22 protein-coding genes are annotated in these 21,065 nt (G+C 72.0%); 6 read left to right on the plus strand and 16 right to left on the minus strand.

Going from position 1 to position 21,065, the window contains the following annotated elements:
* Positions 1-64: 64 nt before the first annotated feature.
* The 5 genes from ACIREI_RS28375 to ACIREI_RS28395 form a co-directional block, all read right to left on the minus strand.
* Positions 65-268, minus strand: a complete 204-nt coding sequence (locus ACIREI_RS28375) for a cold-shock protein (protein WP_007383480.1) — start codon at positions 266-268, stop codon at positions 65-67.
* A gap of 232 nt (positions 269-500) precedes the next feature.
* Positions 501-839 (minus strand): MerR family transcriptional regulator, encoded by a 339-nt coding sequence (locus tag ACIREI_RS28380; protein ID WP_403338451.1) that lies wholly within the window; start codon positions 837-839, stop codon positions 501-503.
* A 107-nt stretch (positions 840-946) separates the two neighbouring features.
* Positions 947-1,120 (minus strand): hypothetical protein, encoded by a 174-nt coding sequence (locus ACIREI_RS28385; protein ID WP_403338454.1) that lies wholly within the window; start codon positions 1,118-1,120, stop codon positions 947-949.
* Between the two features lie 21 nt (positions 1,121-1,141).
* Complete coding sequence (locus ACIREI_RS28390) at positions 1,142-1,498, minus strand: PRC-barrel domain-containing protein (RefSeq protein WP_403338456.1); 357 nt, start codon at positions 1,496-1,498, stop codon at positions 1,142-1,144.
* A complete protein-coding gene (locus ACIREI_RS28395) occupies positions 1,495-2,004 on the minus strand; it encodes a DUF5994 family protein (protein ID WP_403338758.1) in 510 nt (169 codons plus the stop codon). Before ACIREI_RS28395 ends, ACIREI_RS28390 begins: the two co-directional genes overlap by 4 nt.
* Before the next feature lie 183 nt (positions 2,005-2,187).
* Between ACIREI_RS28395 and ACIREI_RS28400 the strand changes: the two genes are divergently transcribed.
* Together ACIREI_RS28400 and ACIREI_RS28405 are read left to right on the plus strand one after the other, a co-directional pair.
* A complete protein-coding gene (locus tag ACIREI_RS28400; protein ID WP_403338459.1) occupies positions 2,188-2,820 on the plus strand; it encodes a hypothetical protein in 633 nt (210 codons plus the stop codon).
* A 129-nt stretch (positions 2,821-2,949) separates the two neighbouring features.
* On the plus strand, positions 2,950-4,491 hold the full coding sequence (locus ACIREI_RS28405; RefSeq protein WP_403338462.1) for a serine/threonine-protein kinase: 1,542 nt from the start codon (positions 2,950-2,952) through the stop codon (positions 4,489-4,491).
* A 21-nt stretch (positions 4,492-4,512) separates the two neighbouring features.
* On the opposite strand, the gene ACIREI_RS28410 is transcribed toward ACIREI_RS28405, so the two are convergent.
* From ACIREI_RS28410 to ACIREI_RS28435, 6 genes are all read right to left on the minus strand, one after another.
* Positions 4,513-5,430 (minus strand): peptidoglycan-binding protein, encoded by a 918-nt coding sequence (locus tag ACIREI_RS28410; RefSeq protein WP_403338465.1) that lies wholly within the window; start codon positions 5,428-5,430, stop codon positions 4,513-4,515.
* Positions 5,430-7,454, minus strand: coding sequence for a BTAD domain-containing putative transcriptional regulator (locus tag ACIREI_RS28415; RefSeq protein ID WP_403338467.1), 2,025 nt, complete (start codon positions 7,452-7,454; stop codon positions 5,430-5,432). Before ACIREI_RS28415 ends, ACIREI_RS28410 begins: the two co-directional genes overlap by 1 nt.
* A 176-nt stretch (positions 7,455-7,630) precedes the next feature.
* Positions 7,631-10,144, minus strand: coding sequence for an FtsX-like permease family protein (locus ACIREI_RS28420; RefSeq protein ID WP_403338470.1), 2,514 nt, complete (start codon positions 10,142-10,144; stop codon positions 7,631-7,633).
* The gene (locus ACIREI_RS28425; RefSeq protein ID WP_403338472.1) at positions 10,141-10,914 is read right to left on the minus strand and encodes an ABC transporter ATP-binding protein; all 774 of its coding nucleotides are present in this window, start codon (positions 10,912-10,914) and stop codon (positions 10,141-10,143) included. The genes ACIREI_RS28420 and ACIREI_RS28425 overlap by 4 nt, the downstream gene beginning before the upstream one ends.
* 241 nt (positions 10,915-11,155) lie before the next feature.
* Positions 11,156-11,830: a response regulator gene (locus ACIREI_RS28430; protein ID WP_403338475.1), complete on the minus strand. Its 675-nt coding sequence runs from the start codon at positions 11,828-11,830 to the stop codon at positions 11,156-11,158.
* Positions 11,827-13,062, minus strand: a complete 1,236-nt coding sequence (locus tag ACIREI_RS28435) for a sensor histidine kinase (protein WP_403338478.1) — start codon at positions 13,060-13,062, stop codon at positions 11,827-11,829. The genes ACIREI_RS28430 and ACIREI_RS28435 overlap by 4 nt, the downstream gene beginning before the upstream one ends.
* Before the next feature lie 151 nt (positions 13,063-13,213).
* On the opposite strand from ACIREI_RS28435, the gene ACIREI_RS28440 reads away from it, so the two are divergent.
* Positions 13,214-14,020: an SGNH/GDSL hydrolase family protein gene (locus tag ACIREI_RS28440; RefSeq protein WP_403338481.1), complete on the plus strand. Its 807-nt coding sequence runs from the start codon at positions 13,214-13,216 to the stop codon at positions 14,018-14,020.
* A gap of 34 nt (positions 14,021-14,054) precedes the next feature.
* Here ACIREI_RS28440 and ACIREI_RS28445 read toward each other — a convergent pair whose 3' ends face one another.
* The 3 genes from ACIREI_RS28445 to ACIREI_RS28455 form a co-directional block, all read right to left on the minus strand.
* Positions 14,055-14,921 carry a GNAT family N-acetyltransferase gene (locus ACIREI_RS28445; RefSeq protein WP_403338484.1) on the minus strand — a complete coding sequence of 289 codons (867 nt, stop codon included), beginning with the start codon at positions 14,919-14,921 and terminating at the stop codon, positions 14,055-14,057.
* A 76-nt stretch (positions 14,922-14,997) separates the two neighbouring features.
* Complete coding sequence (locus ACIREI_RS28450; RefSeq protein WP_403338761.1) at positions 14,998-15,552, minus strand: cysteine hydrolase family protein; 555 nt, start codon at positions 15,550-15,552, stop codon at positions 14,998-15,000.
* A gap of 25 nt (positions 15,553-15,577) precedes the next feature.
* Positions 15,578-16,534, minus strand: coding sequence for an LLM class F420-dependent oxidoreductase (locus tag ACIREI_RS28455; RefSeq protein WP_403338487.1), 957 nt, complete (start codon positions 16,532-16,534; stop codon positions 15,578-15,580).
* A gap of 220 nt (positions 16,535-16,754) precedes the next feature.
* On the opposite strand from ACIREI_RS28455, the gene ACIREI_RS28460 reads away from it, so the two are divergent.
* Positions 16,755-17,351 (plus strand): diguanylate cyclase, encoded by a 597-nt coding sequence (locus tag ACIREI_RS28460; protein WP_403338489.1) that lies wholly within the window; start codon positions 16,755-16,757, stop codon positions 17,349-17,351.
* Between the two features lie 54 nt (positions 17,352-17,405).
* On the opposite strand, the gene ACIREI_RS28465 is transcribed toward ACIREI_RS28460, so the two are convergent.
* Positions 17,406-18,878 (minus strand): aminotransferase class I/II-fold pyridoxal phosphate-dependent enzyme, encoded by a 1,473-nt coding sequence (locus ACIREI_RS28465; RefSeq protein WP_403338492.1) that lies wholly within the window; start codon positions 18,876-18,878, stop codon positions 17,406-17,408.
* Between the two features lie 110 nt (positions 18,879-18,988).
* Here ACIREI_RS28465 and ACIREI_RS28470 point away from each other — a divergent pair, with 110 nt between their 5' ends.
* Both ACIREI_RS28470 and ACIREI_RS28475 read left to right on the plus strand, forming a co-directional pair.
* On the plus strand, positions 18,989-19,180 hold the full coding sequence (locus tag ACIREI_RS28470; protein WP_403338494.1) for a hypothetical protein: 192 nt from the start codon (positions 18,989-18,991) through the stop codon (positions 19,178-19,180).
* A gap of 176 nt (positions 19,181-19,356) precedes the next feature.
* On the plus strand, positions 19,357-19,833 hold the full coding sequence (locus tag ACIREI_RS28475) for an SRPBCC family protein (RefSeq protein WP_403338497.1): 477 nt from the start codon (positions 19,357-19,359) through the stop codon (positions 19,831-19,833).
* 83 nt (positions 19,834-19,916) lie between these two features.
* Here ACIREI_RS28475 and ACIREI_RS28480 read toward each other — a convergent pair whose 3' ends face one another.
* Positions 19,917-21,023 (minus strand): substrate-binding domain-containing protein, encoded by a 1,107-nt coding sequence (locus ACIREI_RS28480; protein WP_403338504.1) that lies wholly within the window; start codon positions 21,021-21,023, stop codon positions 19,917-19,919.
* Between the last annotated feature and the right edge of the window lie 42 nt (positions 21,024-21,065).

Raw genomic sequence — 21,065 nt, forward strand, 5'->3', positions numbered from 1 at the left:
GGATAGCAATGAGCTGGGGCCCGCACCCCAAGAGCGCGGGCCCCAGCCACAAGTCGCGTCAGCGTCAGGCGGGAACGATGTTCTCGGCCTGCGGGCCCTTCTGGCCCTGCGTGACGTCGAAGGTAACCTTCTGGCCTTCCTGAAGCTCGCGGAAGCCGGAGGTGGCGATGTTCGAGTAGTGGGCGAACACGTCAGCGCCGCCGCCGTCCTGCTCGATGAAGCCGAAGCCCTTTTCCGCGTTGAACCACTTCACGGTGCCAGATGCCATATTGAATCTCCCTTGGGGGGCAGTGCCGGATTCCGCACTTTACGGATCCGAGTCGCCGCGATGATCACCCCTCCGGAAAGATCCGGAAAGCTCTGCAAAGAAACAAGTCTCTGGCAACCAAAACTGCAACTGCTATCACGCTAACACAGGTCGGGTGGCAGCCGCCCGTGCGTTTTCGGACCGGGTCGGGAATTCTCCTCCGGCCGGGTCCCCTAATTCTGTACCGGCGGGACTAGATATCCGTGCCGCGCTCGTCCAGCCTCCGGCGCATTTCCCGGTTGCGGTGCAGGGCGTCGTCGAGCTGGTCCTCCAGGGAGACGATGCGGCACGCGGCCTCGACGGGGGTGCCCTGGTCGACGAGCTCTCGGGCGCGGGCGGCGATCCGCAACTGGCGGCGGGAGTACCGGCGGTGGCCGCCCTCCGAACGCAGGGGGGTGATCAGCTCGGCTTCCCCGAGGGCCCGGAGGAAGGCGGGGGTGGCGCCGAGGACGTCGGCGGCCCGTCCCATGGTGTAGGCGGGGTAGTCGTCGTCGTCGAGGTTCCCGGCGACGGAGGCGTTCTCAGCGGGCATGGCACCTTCGTTTCGCGGACGCGGCACAACCCTAACTCCGGCGGGCGGAGAATATGGTCCAGCCGCGACAGACTTTCTCCCGCCGCGCGGGCCGGGCCGCTCAAGGGTCAGCGCACCGGGCGCCGGCGGGCGCGCCGGGATCCCACCACTGCGAAGAACGCCACATCGGCCACGAAGATCACGACCCCGATGGCCAGCAGATAGCCCAGTCCGTCCGCCGCCGCACCGATGATGCCCAGGATCACGGCCACCAGCAGGAGCAGCAGAAACGACGTCACCATCGCCCGGTCACCTCCTGGCGGTCAGCGGCGCGCGAGTTGACGTTCGCCGTGGACCCCCGGCCGGTAGGCGATGTCGTAGTAGCGGAAGATCGTCTCCTCCTGCTCGGCGGGCAGCACGTCGTCCGTCCCGATCGAAGGCGCCTTCCGTACCGTCCCCTTGGTATGCGGGACCTTGATGTAGCCGGGCCCCAGGACCGCCTCGTCGAGCGGGACGAACACCAGACGCTGACGGGTGGGCAGCCCCGTACGGACCGTCGCCATGGACGGTTCGTCCGTGGCCGTGTCGACGTAGACGGCTTCGAGGGTGCCGATCTTGTGCCCCTTGGGGTCGACCACGTCGTGTTCGCGCCATTCCCGGACATCTGCCGCGTGGATCATGGCTGCTCCGTGTCCGTGCCGCCGGAGTGGGCCGAGAGGGGCTCGGCACCGGTGTCGACGAGGATCTGCCCGGCCCCTTTGAGGTTGTCGGCGCGCACCGCCTGGGCCATCGCCGCCCGCGCCGCGCCGGGCGGGCTGTCCGGCGGCACGACGAGCAGGGAGAAGAGATCCTGATCGCCACGGGTGACCAGGACGGTGTCGTCGCCCACGGACGAGGCGTCGAGGTGCACGACCCGGCCGTCGACGACCATGCGCGTCGGCAGTCCGTCCCAGGCGGCGGAGTCCAGGCCGATCCGGGTGATCGGCCCGAGGTGTTCGGTCAGCGCGCCGACCAGACCGGGCAGTTCGACCGCGATGTCACGGGAGCGCGGCCACCACGCGCCGTCGAGGACGCCTTGGCGGTCGCGTGTCGTCTCCAACCGGAGAAGCGCCGTCCCGGGACGTACGGACTCGTGGACGCCGTCCGCGAGCAGTCCCGTGGCGGGCGGGGGATCGGTACCGGGCACTGTGCTCACCTTGTCCTGGTCTTCTCGTCCCACGCTACTCCTGCGCCCGGCACCCGGCCCGGTGCGCGGGAGTACGGTGAAAGTGCCGAGGGCTCTTCGTGCGCCCGCTGCCGGGCGGTGCCGTTCTCGGTGAGCCACGACGCCGGGCCGGCACCTGTCCGGGCCCGGGGCAGGATCCGCCTCATGGCCGTCAACGTGCCTGACCGCGGGGGCCGGCAAGCTCCGTCGCCCCTGGAAGGGGAACGGATCCGCCCGCTGTCCCGGGGGCAGATCGAGGACCGGCGCAAGGAACTCGGCGACCTGTACGCGCAGACCTCCGGGGGCGATCCGCGGGCGTGGAACCTGGAGCGCGAGCTGTTCCTGCGGCGGCTCGCCGCCGAGGTGCAGCGACCGGGTTTCGCCCTGCTGGTCGCGGAGCGGGAAGGCGTCGTACTGACGGGGTGCGCGTACGGCTTTCCGGTGTCCGCGCACGGGCCCTGGTGGCGAGGCCTGGACGGATATCTCCCCAAGGATCTGCTCGGACTCGCCGCCTGCGGGAGGCTCTTCGCCGTCTCCGGGCTCCTGGTCGACTCACGGGTGCGCACCCAGCATCCGGGCCGTGACTGGAACCTCGCCCGGCGCCTGCAGCGGCGGTTGCTCGCCGACCGCGCCGCCGGGCTCGCCGGCCATCCCGCCGTGCTCGGCGTCACGCTGGTCGACCGCGGCGACACCGCGACCCTGCGGGCCCTGCGGTCCTGGGGCTGGCGCTCGGTGCGGGCCGACGCCCGGGACACGCCCCTGACGGCGCCGTGCCGCGCCCTGGTCGTCGGCCCGTGACGGCGTTCGCAGGCGACGCCCCCGTCGAAGGCCTGCGCTGCCGGACCGGCCTTCGGTCTCCCAACCAGGTCGGTTACTGTGCAGGGCGAAGTGACATGAAGGGGGCAGAGCAAGGCGGAGGGCAGGGCTGTGGCGGACGAGGGGCGGCTGGTCGCCGGGCGTTACCGGCTCGTCGAGCCCGTCGGCAGTGGCGGTATGGGCACCGTGTGGCTGGCCGAGGACGAGGTGCTCGCACGCCGGGTCGCGCTCAAGCGACTGCACACGCAGCCGCATCTGTCCGACGCCGAGGTCGACACGCTCTACGAGCGCACCCGCCGCGAGGCACGCAGCGCCGCCCGGGTGGTCCACCCCAACGTGGTCGTCGTGCACGACGTCGTCGAGGACGACGGCCGGCCCTGCATCGTCATGGAGTACGTCCCCGCGCCCACCCTCGGCGACGTCCTCAAGGGCGGACACACCCTGCCGCCCGAGGAGGCCGCCCGCATCGGCCTCGGCATGATCGCCGCCGTGCGGGCCGCGCACGCCGCCGGCGTCCTGCACCGCGACATCAAGCCCGGCAACGTCCTGCTCGGCGCCGGCGGCCGGGTCGTCCTGACCGACTTCGGTATCGCGCAGACCGCCGGCACCTCGACGCTCACGCAGACCGGGGAGATGGTCGGCTCCATCGACTTCATGGCCCCGGAGCGGATCCGCGGCCACAAGCCCGGCCCCTCCTCCGACCTTTGGTCGCTGGGCGCGACGCTGTACCAGGCGGTCGAGGGGAGGCCGCCGTACCGCCGGGACACCGCCATGGAGACGGCGTACGCCATCGCCGTGGACCCGCTGCAGCCGATGCGGCAGGCCGGCCCGCTGGAACCGCTCATCGAGGTCCTGCTGTCGAAGGAACCCGAGGACCGGCCCACGGCGGAGCAGACGGAACGGGCCCTGCGGGCCACCTGGTCCGGCGGCCCGACGACCACGCTGTCGGCCGGGGCCGCCCACGACGGAACCGAAGACCCCGACGGCACCCAGGACACAGCCCCGGCGCCCGCGCCGCAGCCGACCCCGCCCGCGCCGCCGCACAAGGGCGGTCGCAAGCGAGGGCGGCGCGCCCTCGTGGCCGTCGTCGTCGCGCTGGCCGCGCTCGCCGCCGGCGGCACGCTCTACGTGTCCTCGCAGGGCGGCGGCGGTGACGCGGCCGACACGCGCAGGACCAGCAGCGCCCCCACCCCGTCGACCTCCCCCTCGCCCGTCCCCGACGGCTACCACCTGGTCCGCGAGAAACAGCTCGGCGTCTCCTTCCCCGTGCCGGACGGCTGGACGCGGAAGAAGGGCGCGGCCGACGAGGTCACCTACACCGATCCGACCGGCCTGGCCGGCATCACCATCGGCATGGTGGACCCGGCCGGCTCGCACCCCATCGAGCACTTCAAGGACATCGAGGCGAACACCAAGGTCAACTACCCCACCTCGTACCGCAGGCTGCGCATGCAGAAGACCACCTTCAAGGACAAGCCGGCCGCGGTGTGGGAGTTCACCTTCCACGGCCGCGCCCGCGCCTTCCGCGCCATCGACCTCGGATACGGCGAGGCGGGCGGCCGGGAGTACGACATCTACCTGTCGGCCCCGAACGCCGAATGGGACACCTACCGGCCCGTCTTCGACAAGGTGCGCGACGGGTTCGCCGACTAGGCCCTGTCGTGACGACAGGGATCAGGAGAACAGCAGGCGCCAGGTCAGCGGTCCGGGGCTGCCGTCGGCGTCGCCGCGCAGTTCCTTGCGGGACTTCTGGAAGTCGCGCACGTTGAGGCGGTCCGCCTCGCCCCAGGTCCTGCTCGGCCCGACCTTGTAGTGGTCGCCGAAGCCGCGCTCGACCAGCTGCTTGCCGAGCTGGAGGACGTACGCGTTCGAGGCCCCGGTCACGAAGTACTTGCGGCCGGGGAAGGCCGGGACCTTCGGCTTGGCGGGTGTGGTCGGCGTCGTGGTGTCGTCGTCGTCCACGTCCAGGTCGGCCTTCGCGTACTTGACGATCCTGGCGAAGTCGATCGCGCCGGGGTCGCCGTGCACGTTCTCGGGCACGTGCATGTGCCCGCAGACGCCCTTGAAGTCCGTCCACTGCGCGCCGGTCATCCGCCGGCCGCCGCTGCCGTACGAAGTGGGGTACGCGGGCCACGACTTCGGGCCGGACAGCGGTACGCCGTGTTCCTCGTGCATCCAGGCCAGGAAGCGGGCGACGCCCTGCAGCGCCCAGTCGGGCGCGTCCGGCCAGTAGACGTGCGCCCGGTCCGCGGCCTTCCACTTGGCGTGGGTCTTCGGATCGCAGGTGCCGACCAGCTCGACCTGGCACACGTTCATGGTGTTCGTCTCGACGCCGCCGCGCAGATTGACCAGCGCCCGGGAGGAGGTCTCGATGTCGAAGTGCTGGTACCACTTCAGCTTCTTGGCGGCGAGGTCGGGGACCGCGGTCAGGTTGGGTGCGGAGGAGCCGCCGCCGTAGCCGGGCAGGGTGGGGCCCTCGGTGGTGTGCAGGACGACGACGTTCACCTGCATCGGGTCGCCGCCGAAGTCGTCCTGGTACCAGTTGGCCCGGCTCGCGCCGGGGTATCTCTGGGGACCCGTCTTGGTGCTCATCACAGACTCCTGAGGTGAGTGGGGTTCGAGGTGGGGCCCGCCGCCGGGGCCATGGGGCCCGCCTCCCGCAGATGCCGGGCCAGGCGGGCAGGGTCGGTGTCATCACCGTCACGAGCCGCCAACTCGCGGGCGAGCGCGGCGTGCCGCAACTGGCGGGAGGACGGCGTCTGGGTGCTCAGCACCACGTCGCGGGGCAGCTCGGGCAGCCGGTAGCGGCAGGTGCCGGCCGCCTGGCCCCGGCCGTCCGGGTCGGCGTCCCAGACCAGGATCCGGGCGGTCACGGCGGCGTCGATCAGCGGCAGCAGCTCGTCCGGCGCCAGGCCCTGGGCGGCGGCGAGGAGAGAGACGTCCAGCCATGCGCCGTCGGCCGCGGCGTACGTGAGCATGGTCCGGGCCGCGTCGGACAGCTCGACCAGCCGTGCGTGGAGGATGTTGCGTACGGCGGCCGGTACTTGAGCCTGTGGCCCGGTGCGCCGGCCGGGCGGGAGTCCGAGCAGCTCGGCGAGGGCGAACGGCTGCCCCTCGGCACGCCGGTGCAGCGCCGCCGCCTCCTCGCCCGCGCCCTCCTCGCCGTGCGCCGCGAGCAGGTCGGCCACGTCGTCGACGGTCAGCGGCTCCAGGGTCAGCCAGGTCGCGCCGAGCAGGGCCAGATCCGCGAGCAGGACGCTGGAGACGGGCGCGTCGGGGTTGCGCAGGGTGCACACGAACACGACCGGGGCCTCCCGCAGTACCTTCGCGAGCCGCCGCAGCAGCCGGTGGAAGCCCTGCGGCGCCTGGTCGAGGTCGTCGACGACGCACAGCGTGGGTCCCTGGGTGAGCTCGTGGACGACCGTGCCGAGCGGGTCCTTCTGCGCCACCTCGTCCTCGGCGGAGTCCTCGCCGTCCTGCCGCAGCGCGTCCAGGAGCTGGACGGTCGGGCAGGTCTGGGAGATCCCGCGGTTCCCGCTGAGCGCCTGGCCGGCCCGGGTGCGGGCGACGGTGAACCCGGCCGCCGCGGCCCGGGCGGTCAGCTCCTCCACCAGCCGGGTCTTTCCGGACCCCTGCTCCCCGGCCACCACGGCCCACTGCGGGCGGCCCGCCGCCGCGGCCGACAGCAGCCCGGTCAGCCGCGCGCTCTCCTCGCTCCGCCCCACGAAGGGCACGACGGGGGCGGCGGCGGGTTCCGGGTACGGGCACGTACCCGCGGCGGTGAAGTCGGGGCCCGGGGTGAGCGAGGTGCTGCCGGGCGGGTACGGGGCGGTGCCGAGCACGGCGGCGTCGTGCCGCAGGATCGCGGTGTGCAGGTCCCTCAGCTGCGGACTGGGGTCCAGGCCGAGTTCCGTGGCCAGCATGTCGCGGAACCGCTCGTACTGCCGCAGCGCCTCGACCGGCCGCCCCGCCGAGTACAGCGCGCGCATCAGCAGCGCCCAGGACGTCTCACGCAGCGGGTCCTTGAGTACGAGGGTCTCGGCGACGTCGATCGCCGGTTCCGTCTCGCCCTGCTGGACGAGGATCGCGGCCCGCAGCTCCTTGGCGTCCTGGAAGGCGCCGTCCAGCCGGGTGCGCTCGCGTATCGCGAAGGCGTGCTCGGCGGCCTCGGCCAGCGCCTCGCCGCGCCACAGCCCGAGCGCCGCGTCGATCTCCTGCCGGGCGACGGGGAGCTGACGGTTCCTGAGGGCCTCGCGGGCCCTGCTCACCGACTCCTCGAAGAGCGTCGTGTCCCGTGCCTCGCGGGGCACCTTCAGGGCGTACCCGGCGGGCCCGCTGACCAGCATGGTGGACCGGCCCTGCCGTACCGGGTCGAGGACCGCGCGCAGCCGGCTGATGTGGGCGCGCACGGAGGAGGCGGCACCCGTCGGCCGGTCCGTCGGCCACAGGTCGCGGCACAGGGTGTGCTGGGAGACGGGGCGGCCGTCCTCGATGAGCAGCCGGACGAGCAGCAACCGGCGCTGCCGGGGGCCCAGATCGAGGCCGGCGCCGTCCTTCAGTACCTCGACGGGGCCGAGCACACCGAACCGCATGTCGTGTCCATGGGCTGAGTTCACCGGGTGGGCCCTCCTGGGCGGCGCTGGGTAGTACGAAGGGCCAGGTCGAACGCGGCATCGGGGCACGGCGGGGCACGCGATGGACCCTTGTGACGGTTCGTTCAAGCAGTCAACCAATTCTGCATTGCTCGGCTGTTGTCCGGATGTTGTTCGCGACGCTGCCGGTGTGCGATGTGTCATTCGGCGCCGCCCAGCGCCGTCATGGGCGTGATGCGGGTGGCCCGGCGGGCGGGCAGGAGACCCGCGAGTGCGGTCAGCGCGGCCAGCCCGGCGAAGACCAGCAGCAGTTGGGGCGCGGGAAGCCGTAGCGGGGCGTCCGTCACGACGGTGCGGACGACGAGCCAGGCGTAGGGGACACCGAGGGCCAGACCGAGTACACCGCCGAGGACGCCGTACAGCCCGGCTTCGAGGGCGATCGTCCGGCGCAGTGCGCCCCCGTCCAGGCCCAGGGCGCGCAGCAGCCCGAACTCACGGGTGCGTTCGATCGCGGTCAGGCTGGTGGTGGCGGTGACCCCGACGACGGCGATGAGGACGGTCAGGGCGACGAGCCCGAGCGCGATGGTGCCCATCGTCCGGACCGCGTCCTGGTTGCCGTCCCGGTCCTGAGCCAGGACGCTGACGCTCACGTCGTCGGGATCGGGGACGTGTTCACGGACCAGACTCTCCAGTGCGCGCTGTGCCTCGCCCCGGGCGCCGAGAGAGTCGTCGGCGGCGTCGGCGAGGACGCCGCTCGCGTTCTTCGAGGCGCCCATCCGGTCCAGGTCGGAGGGGACGACGAGGACGTCCGCCAGGCCCGGCCCCTCACCGGGCAGCGTGGCGGCCACGGTCAGCCGGATGTCGCCGTGCCGGGACGGGAGGGTGAGTGGGTCGCCCGCCCGCACGCCGAGGAGGTCGGCCATGTCGGCCGAGACGACCGCGCTGCCCGGCCCGAGCCCGGCCGTGTCGAGGTGCCTGCCGGTGGGCAGGGCGTCCGCGTCCAGGTCCGACACCTCGATCTCCCTCCCGTCGAGGGGGGTGGTGAGGGTGCGGTAGCCGGTGACATGGGCGAGCTGCGGCGCCGCGGCGATCTGCCGTACGACGGTGGCGTCCAGGCCCTTCTCGCCGGCCGCGACCCGGAAGTCGGCGGGGGCCTCGGCGGCGCCGGTGCGCTCCAGGTGGCCGGTGAGGCAGGCGACGGCGACCAGGGCGCCGGAGACCAGGGCGACGCCGAGGGCGACGACGACGGAGACGGCCGCGGCACGGCGGGGGGTGCCTCCGACGCCGCTGACGGCCAGTCGGCCGGTGGTGCCGAGCCGACGCAGCGGCCATCCGGCCACCGTCAGGACGGGCCGGACCAGGAGAGGGCCCAGGGCGATCAGCGCCAGGAAGGCGAAGCCGGCCGAGGCGACGGTCAGCGGCAGCCCAAGGTCCTGGTCCGGCCATGGCCCGGCGGCGAGGCCGACGGCCACGGCGGCGAGGACGAATCCGGCGATGCGGCGGCCGCGGCGGACACGGCGTTCGCCCGCGACGGTGTCGGCGGTGCGCAGTGCGTGCAGCGGGGACACCCGGGCCGCCGACAGGGCGGGGGCGAGGACCGCCGCGACCGTCACCAGCATGGTTCCCACGACGACCAGCACGGCGTACGTCACGGGGTAGCCCGGCGCGGAGAGTTCCTGCCCCGCCAGGCGGCGGGCGGCCGTCGGCGCGAGGTGCCCGGCGCCCAGCGCGAGCAGCACCCCGAGCGTGCCCGCGGCCGTGCCCACCAGGGCGCCCTCGACGGCGAGCGCGGTCACCAGCCGGCGCTGTGGGGCGCCGATGGCGCGCAGCAGCGCCAACTGCCGCAGCCGTTGCGCGAAGACGATTCGGAAGGCCGAGGTGGCGACCAGGGCCGCGGCGCCCACCGCGACGCCCAGGAACACGGCGAGGAGCAGGAAGACCTCCCGGAGGTCACCTCCCACGGCCTCGCGTGCCTCCCGGTCCCGTACGGCGCTGCCGGTATGGAGCGACGCGTCCGCGCCGAGCACGGCACGCACCCGACCGGCCAACTCCCCCTGCGGGGCACCGGCCTCGGCGCGGATGTCCACGCGGTCGAAGCCCGGCAGGTCGGCGAACGGCGCGATGAGGGCGTCGGTGGTGTAACCGCCGGCCTGCTGCCCCTCGGTCGCGGTGCTCTCGACGACGCCGGTGACGGTGACGGCCACCTTGACGGTCCTGTCCGCGTTCTCGGGGTCGGGGACCAGCAGGGTCGTACGCGTGCCGGGGGCGAGCCCGAATTCCTCGGCGGCCCGGCGGTTGACCGCGAGCCGTCCGGCGCGGTCGGGGTAGCCGCCCTCGACGAGGCGGACCTGGGACAGCGGCCCGGTGCCGGGGTCGGCGTGGAGCTCCAGCCAGCGCTCGGACAGACCGGCGAGCGAGGCACCGGAATCCACCCGGCCGACGGCCTCCGCCACCCCGGGCAGCGCGCGGATCCGCCGCACAGCGGCCGCGCTCACCCGGGAGCCGTCGGCGGTGGCGACCAGGCTCACCGCCTCGGGCGTGCCGCGGAAGCGGTCGACCGCGGTGTGCGTGGCGATCTGCTGGGCCAGGACCGAGGCGAAGACCACGAAGGCGGCCACCAGGACCGACATCCCGGTCGTCACCGACCGGCGGGGCCGCCTGAGGAGTTCGGCCAGCTGGGATCCCAGGACACTCGCGCGCCAAGGGGCGTTCACCGGGCGTGCCTCCCCACGGTCCGCAGGGCCCGCGTGACATCCGCGCCGGCCGCCGTGTCGACGTCGTCGACGACGCGTCCGTCGGCGAGGACGAGCACGCGGTCGGCGTAGGCCGCGGCGCGCGGGTCGTGCGTCACCATGACCACGGTCTGGTCGAGGTCGCGCACGGAGCGGCGCAGCAGGTCGAGGACCTCCGTGCCCGACCGTGAGTCCAGGTTGCCGGTGGGCTCGTCGGCGAAGACCACGACAGGCCGCGCCACCAGGGCCCGGGCCAGCGCCACGCGCTGCTGCTGGCCGCCGGAGAGTTCGGCGGGCCGGTGGGACAGCCGGTCGCCGATGCCGAGCACGCCGACGAGATGGTCGAGCAGGTCGTGATGCAGGTGCCGGCCGGACATGGTGACGGGCAGCACGATGTTCTCCAGAGCCGTCAGCTGGGGCAGCAGGTTGAACGACTGGAAGACGAAGCCGACCTTGTCCCGCCGGACCCGGGTCAGCGCCCGGTCGGACAGGCCGGTCAACTCCGTGTCGCCCAGGAGTACTTGGCCCGAGGTGGCCGAGTCCAGGCCGGCCAGGCAGTGCAGCAGTGTCGACTTGCCCGAACCCGACGGGCCCGCGACTGCCGTGAACCGCCCACGGGCGAAACCGACGGTCACCGCGTCCAGGGCCCGGATCCGCGCCTGCCCCTGCTGATGGACCTTGACCAGATCGACGGCGGCGGCGATGTGCGCACCGCCGTCCGCGTACAGGTCGGGTGCTGGAGACATGGTCATGACCACCAGCGGATGACGACGAGCGCGACCGCCGTGAAAAGCAGCAGTGCGATGGCGCCGAACAGAATCGCCCTGTTGTGACGCGGGGGATCGGAAACAGGCACGACGACCTCCGAGGAATTCCGTCCGACGCTTCTCGTCGTTCGGTACGGGTGAATTCTTGGAGGCCGGGCGTCGCGGCACATCGGCTCGGAACCAGATATCCGTGCCGGGGGTCTGCGACCGTGGTCGCAGACCGGGACTACGACCGCGGGCTGACGAGGCCCGTGTCGTAGGCGAGGATGACGGCCTGCACGCGGTCGCGCAGGTCCAGCTTGGTCAGGATCTTGCCGAAATGGGTCTTCACGGTCCCCTCCGCGATGAACAGCCGGGCGGCGATCTCACTGTTGGACAGGCCTTCGGCGACCAGACCGAGCACCTCGCGCTCGCGCACCGTGAGCAGGGCCAGCCGTTCGTCCAGGCGGTCCGAGGGTGCCAGCTTCCCCGCGAACCGGTCCAGGAGCCGGCGGGTGACGCGCGGGGCGACGACGGACTCGCCGGCCGACACGACACGGATCGCCGTCACGACCTCCTCGGGCGGGGTGTTCTTCAGCAGGAAGCCGCTCGCTCCGGCCTGCAGGGCGGCGAAGGCGTCCTCGTCGGTGTCGAAGGTGGTCAGCACCAGCACCCGCGGACCGTCGGGGAGCCGGGTCAGCCGCTCGGTCGCCTCGACCCCGTCCATGATGGGCATACGGATGTCCATGATGACGACATCCGCCTCGGTCCGGGCCAGCAACGCCAGGGCGTCCACGCCGTTCTCCGCCTCGCCCACGACCTCGATGTCGCTCTGCGCGGCCAGCACCATCGCGAACCCCGCCCGGATCAAAGGCTGGTCGTCCACCACTACCACTCGTATCGGCCCGCTCATCGCACTCATCCCGCCGTCCTCACCGGAAGTTCCCTCAGCGGCAGCCCCTTGAGGGGAATCTCCGCCTCGACCTGCCATCCCGCGCCCAGGCGCGGCCCGGCGGCGAACCTGCCGCCGGACACCTCCACACGCTCGCGCATGCCCACGAGGCCATTCCCGCCGCTGAGCCTCTGCGCCGCGGCCGTGGGCCCGGCCAGCTTGCCGGCCCCGTCGTCGAGCACACTGATCAGCACCGCGTCCCGGCCGAACCGCAAGGTGATCGCGACGTGCGCACCGGGGCCGGCGTGCCGCAGCACGTTGGTCAGGCTCTCCTGGACGATCCGCAGCACGGTCAGTTCGTCCGCCGTCGCGAGCCCGCCCCGCTCACCCTCGATGTCCAGGTCCACCTTCAGTCCCGCGGCACGGGCCCGCTCGGCCACGGTCTCCAGGTCGGCCGGCGAGATCCGGCGGCGCGCGTCCTCGACCTGCTCGGGGGAGCGCCCACCCCGCAGGACGCGCACGATCCGGTGCATGTCCTCCAGCGCGTCACGCCCCGTGTCGCCGATCGCCTTCATCGCCGAACCGGCCTTGTCCGGATCCGACTTGAGGGCGTACCCGGCGCCGTCGGCCTGCAGGATCATCACGGCCAGGCTGTGGGCCACCACGTCGTGCAGCTCCCGGGCGATCTCCGCGCGTTCCTCGGCGGCGGCCAGCTGCACCAGATGCTCCCGCTCCCGTTCGGCCGTGGCGGCCCGTTCCTCCAGGCTCGCCACGTACAGCCGCCGCGTCCTGAGCACCATGGAGGTCAGCCACAGGGCCGTGCACAGACCACCGACGGCCACGAACTCGACGAGGTCTCCGCCCACTTCGCGCCCGCCGACACGTGTGACGAGCCCGCCGAAAACCGCCGCCACGCCCGACAGTACGGCCGCCCCCGCCACGTAGGCGTGCCACATCGGCCGGGCATGGGCGACGACGGAGACCATCGCGATCAGCAAGGCGGCGTCGTAGGCGCCCGGGAAGCTGGCCAGCATCGGATCCGGAACCACCGACAGCAGGTACTGCACCAGCGCGAGCCCCGAGACCAGGCCCATCACCGTCAGCGGCCACCGCCGCCGCCACACCAGCGCCAGGGCCATCGCCCAGCCGATGAGCTGGTCGTACTCCTCGACGTAGCGCGCGGTCATGCAGACCACCAGCACCGCGAGCGCGACGTCGTACGCCGTGTGGATCCACGGCAGGGCCTGTATCCGGCGCAACATGCCCGACAGGCTACCGCCGGCTCGCCGCCCGCCATTCCTGAAATGAAGTCAATTCCCGGCAACGCGTTCTCGACAACACGCAGGCAATTCCCGCGCAACAAGCCTCAGTAGGGTTCAACCTCCGCTGTCCAGAAGGAAATCAAAGGAACTCATGCGTAAATTGACGTCGGTGGTCGTCAGTGCCGTGATGGCATTCGCCGGTATGGCAACCGTGGCCGGCACGCCCGCTCAGGCGGCGACGGGAGGAGCGGAATACGTAGCCCTGGGGGACTCCTACGCGTCCGGAGTCGGCGCCGGCGCTTACGACCCCGCCGGCGGTGACTGCAAGCACAGCCCGCTCAACTACCCCCACCAGTGGGCGGCCGCGAACCCCGAGTACACGCTGAAGGACGTCACCTGCAGCGGCGCGACCATCGCGGACGTGCGCGACAGGCAGCTCTCCGCGCTGTCGTCCACGACCAGCTTCGTCACCCTCACCGTGGGCGGCAACGACGCCCAGTTCGCGTCGGTGGTCGAGGCGTGCCTCACCCAGAGCGACGACTACTGCAAGACGGCCACGGGCTGGATGTCGCACTACGCGAGGAACCAGCTGGTGACGGAGCTGGCCGCGCTCTACAAGGACATCAAGGCCCGTTCCCCGAGGGCCCTGATCCTCGTCCTCGGCTACCCGAGGACGCTCGCCGCCACCGGTTCGTGCGGCGCGATCGACCTCAGCTCCGCCAAGCGCACCGCCATGAACGGCCTCGCCGACGCCCTGGCCGAGGGCACCAAGGCCGCCTCGCTCAAGGAGTCCGTCCACTTCCTCGACATGCGCGGCCAGTTCACCGGTCACGAGGCCTGCGGCTCCGACCCGTGGATCAACGGTGTCGACCTGACCGACCCGTCGGCGATCTTCCACCCCAACGCGTCCGGCCACACGAAGGGTTACGCCGCGAAGCTCAAGGCCACCTGGAGCTGACCTCGCCGCGGGCCGGCGCCGGCCGTGCGTCTGCTCAGTAGAGGATCGAGGGCAGATACACCCCGTCGGGCTCGTTGTAGAGCCCGACGGTCATCAGGCTCAGCAGCTGCACCACCCTGAGGCCGTTGGCGAGGCACCAGCGCAGGAGCAGGCTGTTGCTCGCGGGGACGAGGATGCCGGGGCCGCCGAAGGCGGGAGCCGCGCCGATCAGGGCCTCCAGGTCGCTGTTGGTCTCGCCCACGGCGTGCGCGAAGAACGCCAGATCCGTGGCGTAACCGGTGACGCGGCCCTGGTGCTCGACGACCCGGGCCGTACCTTGTTCGAGCGCGTCGACGACCTCGCCGCCCCGGTCGACGCCGTGGACCTGCCTGCACAGTTCGTTGCATGCCGCGAGGTCGGCGTCCGTGGCCTCCCGGACCGTGTGCCCGGGCACCGCACGCGAGAACGCGGGCCCCTGCACGCACGCCACCGTCTCCCGGAACGCGAACCCGAGGCTCGCGTACAGCGAGAACGATCTGTTGTGGTACCCGCTCTGCAACAGCCGGATCCCCGGCGCTCTGCGCTCGGCGGCCCGGCCCATCACGTCCAGCATCAGCCGGCGGCCCACACCCCGGTTCTGCACGGCGGGATCGATGGTGATGGGCCCCACCCCGACGACGGCCGAGCGCTCGTCGAGGAAGTTGCTGCCCACGATCCGCCCGTCGAGTTCGGCGACGACGCTGTAGAACCCCGGGTGGCTCAGGCCCGTCTCGGTCAGGGCGACACCTACCTCGAGGTTGGGAATATCGGGCGGGAAGGCATGCTCACGGGCGATGCCGGCGAAAGCCTCGAAGCAGATCCTGCCGCACTCCGCGGCGTCGTCCGTGGTGCCTGGGCGCAGTACGAGATCCACGACCGCCATCCCCTTCCTCGCCTCACCTCGACCGTCCATTCATCCGCTTCATCCAGTTTCCTCCCTCGGCTGCCCGCTGTCCGCCTCAGAAGGCGACCTCCTTCGCCGTGAGGATGCGGGCGCCCATGTTGCGCTCCATCATCTCCAGGGCGGCGGACGCCAGATGGGGGTGGATGGAGGCGACGGCGTCCCTGGGCACCGTGACCTCCAGGTGGCGGATGTGCGCGTCCAGCGCGGAGTACAGGACGCACTGCTCGGTGACCTGACCGGTCAGCACCACTCGTCCGACCCCCAGTCGCCACAGGAGGTAGGCCAGCGGCGTCTCGTAGAAGACGGAATGGCGGGCCTTCACCACGAACAGCGACGCGTCGTCGGGCCGTATCGGCTCGATCAGGTCGGCGTGCGGCCGGGCCAGCGCGGTCTCCACGAGTTCCCCGTGGTGGGAGCGCCACGAGCCGAAGTTGTCGTTCGCGTAGATCACCGGTACGTCCGCCTCGCGGGCCCGGTCGATCAGCTCCGCCAGGACGGGCACGACCCGCCGGACGGACGGCACGAGCAGCTCGGCGTCCTCGTGGTCGTAGGTGTTGATCATGTCGACCACGATGAGAGCGAGCCCCGTCGGGTCCGTCCGCCGCTCCATGACCTGAGCCGTCCGTCCGGTGCCGTCAGCCACGCAGCCGCGGGAGGATCTTCGTGCGGTAGAAGTCGAAGAAGCCGCGCTGCTCCTTGCCGATCTGGCTGACGTACACCGTGTCGAACCCCGCGTCGATGAACGCGCTCAGGGCCTCGATGTGCGCGTCCGGATCGTCACCGCACGCAACGGCCGACGCCACCTGCTCCTCCGTGACCAGCTCCGATGCCTGCTCGAAGTGGCGCGGGGTGGGGAGGACCTGGCCGAGTTCGCCGGGGAGCTGCTCGTTCGCCCACAGGCGGTGGGCGGTGCGCAGCGCCTCCTGCCGGTCCGTCCCCCAGCACACCTTGAGGCCGCCGTACACCGGCTTGGTGCCGCCGCCGGCGCGGCGGAAGCGCTCGATCAGGGCGGTGTCGGGCGTGGTCGTGATCAGCCCGTCGCCGATCCGTGCCGCCGTCTCGGCGGCCAGGGGACCGAAGGCGGAGACGTCGATGGGCACCGGCTCGTCGGGGAGGGTGTACAGGCGGGCGTTCTCCACGGTGTAGTGCTTGCCGTAGTGGCTCGTCTCCTCGCCGGTGAACAGCTGCCGCATGATCTGTACGGCCTCCGCCAGCATCTCCAGGCGTACCGGCGCCTCGGGCCAGTGGGTGCCCAGGATGTGCTCGTTGAGGGCCTCGCCGGTGCCGACCCCCAGCCGGAACCGGCCGCCCAGCTGTGCGGCGCTCGTGGCGGCCGCCTGGGCGATCACCGCGGGGTGGGTGCGCACGATGGGGCAGGTCACGGCCGTCTCCACGGGCAGCGAGACGGCCTGTGACAGCGCGCCGATCACCGTCCACACGAACGGACTCTGGCCCTGTTCGTCGTTCCACGGGTGGAAGTGGTCCGAGATCCACAGGGAGTCGAAGCCCGCCTGCTCGGCCATCCGCGCCTGATCGACGAGCTCTGCCGGGGTGTGTTCCTCGCACGACAGGAAGTATCCGAAGTCGGGCATCGCCTCTCCCGGGTGGAACGTGTGGTGCGGTACCGCAAACGCGCTGGCGAGTACCCGGCGGCCCGACGGGCGTAACAACGGCGTGCGGGTGTTCCGGGCGTGCGGGAGGGTACTGGGAGGCGGGCCCGGCGGGGCCGGGGATCCGGACCGTTCACAGGAACCGTTCACAGGAGGTGTCATGGGAGCAGCGCGGCTACTGCCCCGGAAGGTGTGGCGACAGATGCGGCGAGCCGCCGACGCGGGGCGGACCCGGCCGCACTCCCCCGAGGTGGAGGACGCCGCCCGCCGGTTCTTGTTCCTCGGGATTCTTCCCCTGTGGGTGGTGCCCGGCCTCGCGGACTGGTGGATGCACCGACGGACGGGCATCGAGCGCACCAGCGGGGCCAAGGAGTCCGCGGTCCACGCGCTGATGATGACCGAGGCGGGCGTACCGGTCGTCATGGGGTTGCTCGCCCGCGTCAATCCCCTGGTGCTCACCACGATGGGCGCGTCCGCCGTGGCGCACGGTGCCACCGCGCTGTACGACGTGTCGCTGGCCACCGGCGAGCGCGAGGTCCGCCCCGTCGAGCAGCACATTCACAGCTTCCTCGAAGTGCTGCCGCTCACCGCGCTGGCGTTCACCGCCTGCCTCCACCCCGAGCAGGTCCGCTCGACTCTGCGCGGCGGACCGCATCCGCAGGACTGGCGCCTGCTGCCCAAGGAACGTCCGCCGTCGGCCGCGTATCTCGCCGGGCTCGCCGCCGTGATCGGGCTGGGCGTCGTCGTGCCGTACGCCGAGGAGCTGCGCCGGTGCCTGCGGGCGCGGGCCCGGGCGTAGGGGTGGTGGCGTCCGGGGCGTCGGTGGCGTCGGGCCGGTGCTGCTCGCGAGGCGTCAGTGCTCCGCGACAACCCGTACGGTGTCCAGGCGGCGGTCGGCCGCGTCCGGGAGGAACATCCCCGCCGCCACCCCGGTGACCAGGTAGTCCAGTACCGGCTCGGTGAGGCGTTCGCCCGGCAGGACCACGGGGATGCCGGGCGGGTAGGGCGTGATCATCTCCGCGGCGATCCGGTCGACGGCTTCGGCCGCGGGGACCTTCGCGTGCGGCGAGAAATAGGCGTCCCGGGGCAGCAGGATCTGGTCCATCCGCAGACCGGCCGGAGAGGGGACGGTGACCTGCGGGGCGTGCCGCAGGTCGCCGGCGTGGTCGGCCAGCTCGCGCAGGGCGGTGAGCAGCCGCGCCGTGGTCTTCTCGTCGTCGGCGTGGGTGAGCTGCGCGCTGATGCGCCGGTGGTCGAAGAGGTGGGCGTCGAGGTGATGGTGGGTCCGCAGCCAGTCGGCCGCCCGGTAGCCGCTGGTGCCGAGGTCGCCGATGTCCATGACGACCGGCAGCGGGTCGAAGCCGACGGCCAGGCCCGGGCCGCAGAAGTCCTTCGCGTCGTTGACGTGGAAGCCGTCGATCGCCTCGATGGCCGTGCGCGTGCGTGCGGCCAGTTCCAGGGCCCCGCCGATGAGTCGGTGACCGTGCTGGACCATCTGCCGGCGCCAGGCGTCGATACCGGCGTAGATCAGGACGTTCGGGCTGGTCGTGCCGAGGAGGTCGGCCCGCGAGGCCAGTTCGGCGGGGTCGATGAGGTCGCCCTGGAGGTGGAAGACCGAGCCCTGCTCCAGTCCGCTGCCCATCTTGTGGATGCTGGTCACGCAGATGTCGGCGCCCGCGTCCATGGCCCACGCCGGCAGGTCGTCGTGGAAGGGAAGGTGCGCTCCCCACGCCTCGTCCACGATGAGCGGCCTTCCCCGCCGGTGACAGACCTCGGCCATGCCCTCGAGGTCGGCGGCGGCGCCGTACGGCGTGGGGCTGGTGACCAGGGCCCCGTCCGCGTCCGGATGCTCCGCGAACGCCTTGTCGTAGGCGGCCGTGGACGGGGGGTGGGCGAGGTGCCGGGCGGCGTCCCACTGCGGCTCCACCCACACCGGCTCGACGCCGGACAGGATGAGCCCGGCCACCACCGACTTGTGCGCGTCGCGCCCGACGAGGAGCCGGTGGCCGGGGCGGGTCACCGCCAGCATGGCGGCCTTCACGGACAGGGAACTGCCGCAGGTCGAGAAGAACGTGTGGTCCGCGTGCACCGCGTCGGCCATGAGGTGCTCGGCCCGCTCCAGCACCCCGCCCCGGGTGAGCCGGTCGTCCAGGCCGCCGTTGGCCAGGACGTCGCCGAGGAACACGGCATCGCCCAGCACGGCGCGGGCGCGTGGATCCGCGCCGCGTGCGTGCTTGTGGCCGGGGGGAGTGAACCCCAACTCGTCGACGTTCTGGTACCGGGCGAGTGTTTCGAGGATCGGGGCCTCGGCGTGGTTCGCACCCATGAGGGGCCGGGTGCCCCGCGGGCCGGTCGGTATGCCGGTGCTTCGGACGGACCCTCCGGGGAACCCGGGCGGTCCGAACGACGCCTACGACGCGAGCGAGGTGCCCGCACATGTCCAATCCACAGCAGCCGGAACAGCGGCGCAGCGCCAAGGGCGGCGCCACGCCCCAGGACAGCGCCGAACTCAAGGCCCGCCAGACTCGGGCCGAGGGCGGCCAGGCCCATGGCACGGACAAGGGCGACAAGGGCGGCGGCGAAGGCGGGGGCGTACCCCCGGATCAGCGGTCCGAGCACCCGGGATGACGGCTGACCGCCGGTCGCCTCGCGGTTTCGTGGTGAGGTCCGCCGACGGCGCCTCACCACGGTCCGTTCAGGTGAAGCGTCGGGTTTCCCGGGTACCCGGCGCTTCGCACACGCACAGGGAGGTCGGCCCGCCCGCCGCAGGTCGGCCTCGGTGAAGAGCGGACAAGGAGGCATCAATGAGCACGGTCAAGGAAACAGTCGACGTGGACGTCTCGCTCCGCAGGGCATACGACCAGTGGACGCAGTTCGAGGACTTCCCGAACTTCATGGAAGGCGTCGACGAGGTCACGCAGCTCGACGACCGGCACAACCACTGGACCACCAGCATCGGTGGCATCCGGCGAGAGTTCGACACGGAGATCGTCGACCAGATGGCGGACGACCGGATCACCTGGCGGTCCATCGGCGGTGACACCGAGCAGCGCGGCTCGGTCCGCTTCGAGCGCCTCGACGACACGCACACCCGGGTGGAGCTCACGATGGACGTCGAGCCCACCGGCGTCGCCGAGAAGGGCGCCGACGCCCTGGGCGTGATCGACCGGCGGGTCAAGGGCGACCTGCGTCGTTTCAAGGACTACGTCGAGAGCGGCGGCGGCCCGAGCGGCGGCTGGCGCGGCCGCATCCGCCCGGGGGACCCGGGCTCCACCCTCTGACCCACTCGTTCGGAGGACGTGGACACATCAGCCTCCGACCCACCGGGCCGGCCCCGCGCTCCAGCGGGGCCGCCCTTGTTCGCTCACTCGATGAGCCCGGCCCTCTCGCAAGCGGCCGCGAACCGCGGGGTGCAGATCTGCTCGGTCGTGTACACGCCGTCCTTGAGCACGGAGTCCTCGATGTCGTCGACGGTCACGGGGATGGGGTCGAGCAGGACGGCGGGGATGTCCTTGGTGGTGGCCGTGTCGACCGTGGTCTCGGCGATGTCGTCGAGGTTTTCGCCGCGCGCGAGGGCGACGGCCATCTCGGCGGCCGCGTCGGCCTCGGCCTTGAAGGGCTTGTAGACGCTCATGTACTGCTCGCCGCTGATGATGTGCTGCACGGCAGGGAGGTCGGCGTCCTGGCCGGTGACCGGGGGCAGCGGATCGATATTGGAAGCCTTGAGGGCGGAGATCACGCCGGAGGCGAGACCGTCGTTGGCGGCGTAGACGCCGTCGATGCCGTCGGCGCCCAGGGCGGCGACGGCCCGGACCATGTTGGCGTGGGCGCTCTCCTGCTTCCAGCCCTGGATGTCGTACGTCTTGCCGATCTCGACCTTGCCCTCCAGGGCGGACAGCGCGCCCCGCTTGAAGGCGATGTTGGTCGGGCTGGTCTGGGGGCCGTTCATCATGACGATCCGGCCGCCGTCCGCCTTGTCGCCCATGGCTTTCAGGAGCGCCTCGCCCTGGAGCTTGCCGACCCGTTCGTTGTCGAAGGAGACGTAGGCCGAGATCGGGCCCTCGACGAGGCCGTCGTAGGCGACGACCGGGATGCCCGCGTCGTGTGCCCGCTCGACCGCGGAACGCAGGGATCTGAAGTTCACGGCGCTGAGGATCAGGACCTCGACGTCCTTGTTGATCAGGGTGTCCACCAGCTGCTGCTGGGTGGCCACGTCGCCCTCGGCGTTGCCGTACTCCACCCGGCAGTCCGCGCACAGCTCCTTGAGCTTCTGCTCGATCAGGGGCTTGTCGAACTTCTCCCAGCGGGCCTGGACGATCTGGCTGAACAACAGCCCGACCGTGAAGCCGTCCTCGCCGGAGGCGGCCCCGCCCGAGCCGGCGGACTCCGCGCCCGTGCCGCAGGCAGCCAGGGACACGGCCAGCGACACCGCGGCCGCGGCGATGGCGGTACGACCCCGATACGCACTCACACGGGGACCTCCTGACGCGTCCGACCGGCACGTACGGGAAAC

Origin of the sequence: Streptomyces sp. NPDC093591, assembly GCF_044764885.1 — a bacterium.
Classification (GTDB): Bacteria; Actinomycetota; Actinomycetes; order Streptomycetales; family Streptomycetaceae; genus Streptomyces.

Excerpts from the sequence above, each read along its gene's own strand:
- ACIREI_RS28375 (WP_007383480.1), bottom strand. The coding sequence starts at position 268 with ATGGCATCTGGCACCGTGAAGTGGTTCAACGCGGAAAAGGGCTTCGGC.
- ACIREI_RS28380 (WP_403338451.1), bottom strand. The coding sequence starts at position 839 with ATGCCCGCTGAGAACGCCTCCGTCGCCGGGAACCTCGACGACGACGAC.
- ACIREI_RS28385 (WP_403338454.1), bottom strand. The coding sequence starts at position 1,120 with ATGGTGACGTCGTTTCTGCTGCTCCTGCTGGTGGCCGTGATCCTGGGC.
- ACIREI_RS28390 (WP_403338456.1), bottom strand. The coding sequence starts at position 1,498 with ATGATCCACGCGGCAGATGTCCGGGAATGGCGCGAACACGACGTGGTC.
- ACIREI_RS28400 (WP_403338459.1), top strand. The coding sequence starts at position 2,188 with ATGGCCGTCAACGTGCCTGACCGCGGGGGCCGGCAAGCTCCGTCGCCC.
- ACIREI_RS28410 (WP_403338465.1), bottom strand. The coding sequence starts at position 5,430 with ATGAGCACCAAGACGGGTCCCCAGAGATACCCCGGCGCGAGCCGGGCC.
- ACIREI_RS28425 (WP_403338472.1), bottom strand. The coding sequence starts at position 10,914 with ATGACCATGTCTCCAGCACCCGACCTGTACGCGGACGGCGGTGCGCAC.
- ACIREI_RS28430 (WP_403338475.1), bottom strand. The coding sequence starts at position 11,830 with ATGAGTGCGATGAGCGGGCCGATACGAGTGGTAGTGGTGGACGACCAG.
- ACIREI_RS28435 (WP_403338478.1), bottom strand. The coding sequence starts at position 13,062 with ATGTTGCGCCGGATACAGGCCCTGCCGTGGATCCACACGGCGTACGAC.
- ACIREI_RS28440 (WP_403338481.1), top strand. The coding sequence starts at position 13,214 with ATGCGTAAATTGACGTCGGTGGTCGTCAGTGCCGTGATGGCATTCGCC.
- ACIREI_RS28445 (WP_403338484.1), bottom strand. The coding sequence starts at position 14,921 with ATGGCGGTCGTGGATCTCGTACTGCGCCCAGGCACCACGGACGACGCC.
- ACIREI_RS28450 (WP_403338761.1), bottom strand. The coding sequence starts at position 15,552 with ATGGAGCGGCGGACGGACCCGACGGGGCTCGCTCTCATCGTGGTCGAC.
- ACIREI_RS28455 (WP_403338487.1), bottom strand. The coding sequence starts at position 16,534 with ATGCCCGACTTCGGATACTTCCTGTCGTGCGAGGAACACACCCCGGCA.
- ACIREI_RS28460 (WP_403338489.1), top strand. The coding sequence starts at position 16,755 with ATGCGGCGAGCCGCCGACGCGGGGCGGACCCGGCCGCACTCCCCCGAG.
- ACIREI_RS28465 (WP_403338492.1), bottom strand. The coding sequence starts at position 18,878 with ATGGGTGCGAACCACGCCGAGGCCCCGATCCTCGAAACACTCGCCCGG.
- ACIREI_RS28470 (WP_403338494.1), top strand. The coding sequence starts at position 18,989 with ATGTCCAATCCACAGCAGCCGGAACAGCGGCGCAGCGCCAAGGGCGGC.
- ACIREI_RS28475 (WP_403338497.1), top strand. The coding sequence starts at position 19,357 with ATGAGCACGGTCAAGGAAACAGTCGACGTGGACGTCTCGCTCCGCAGG.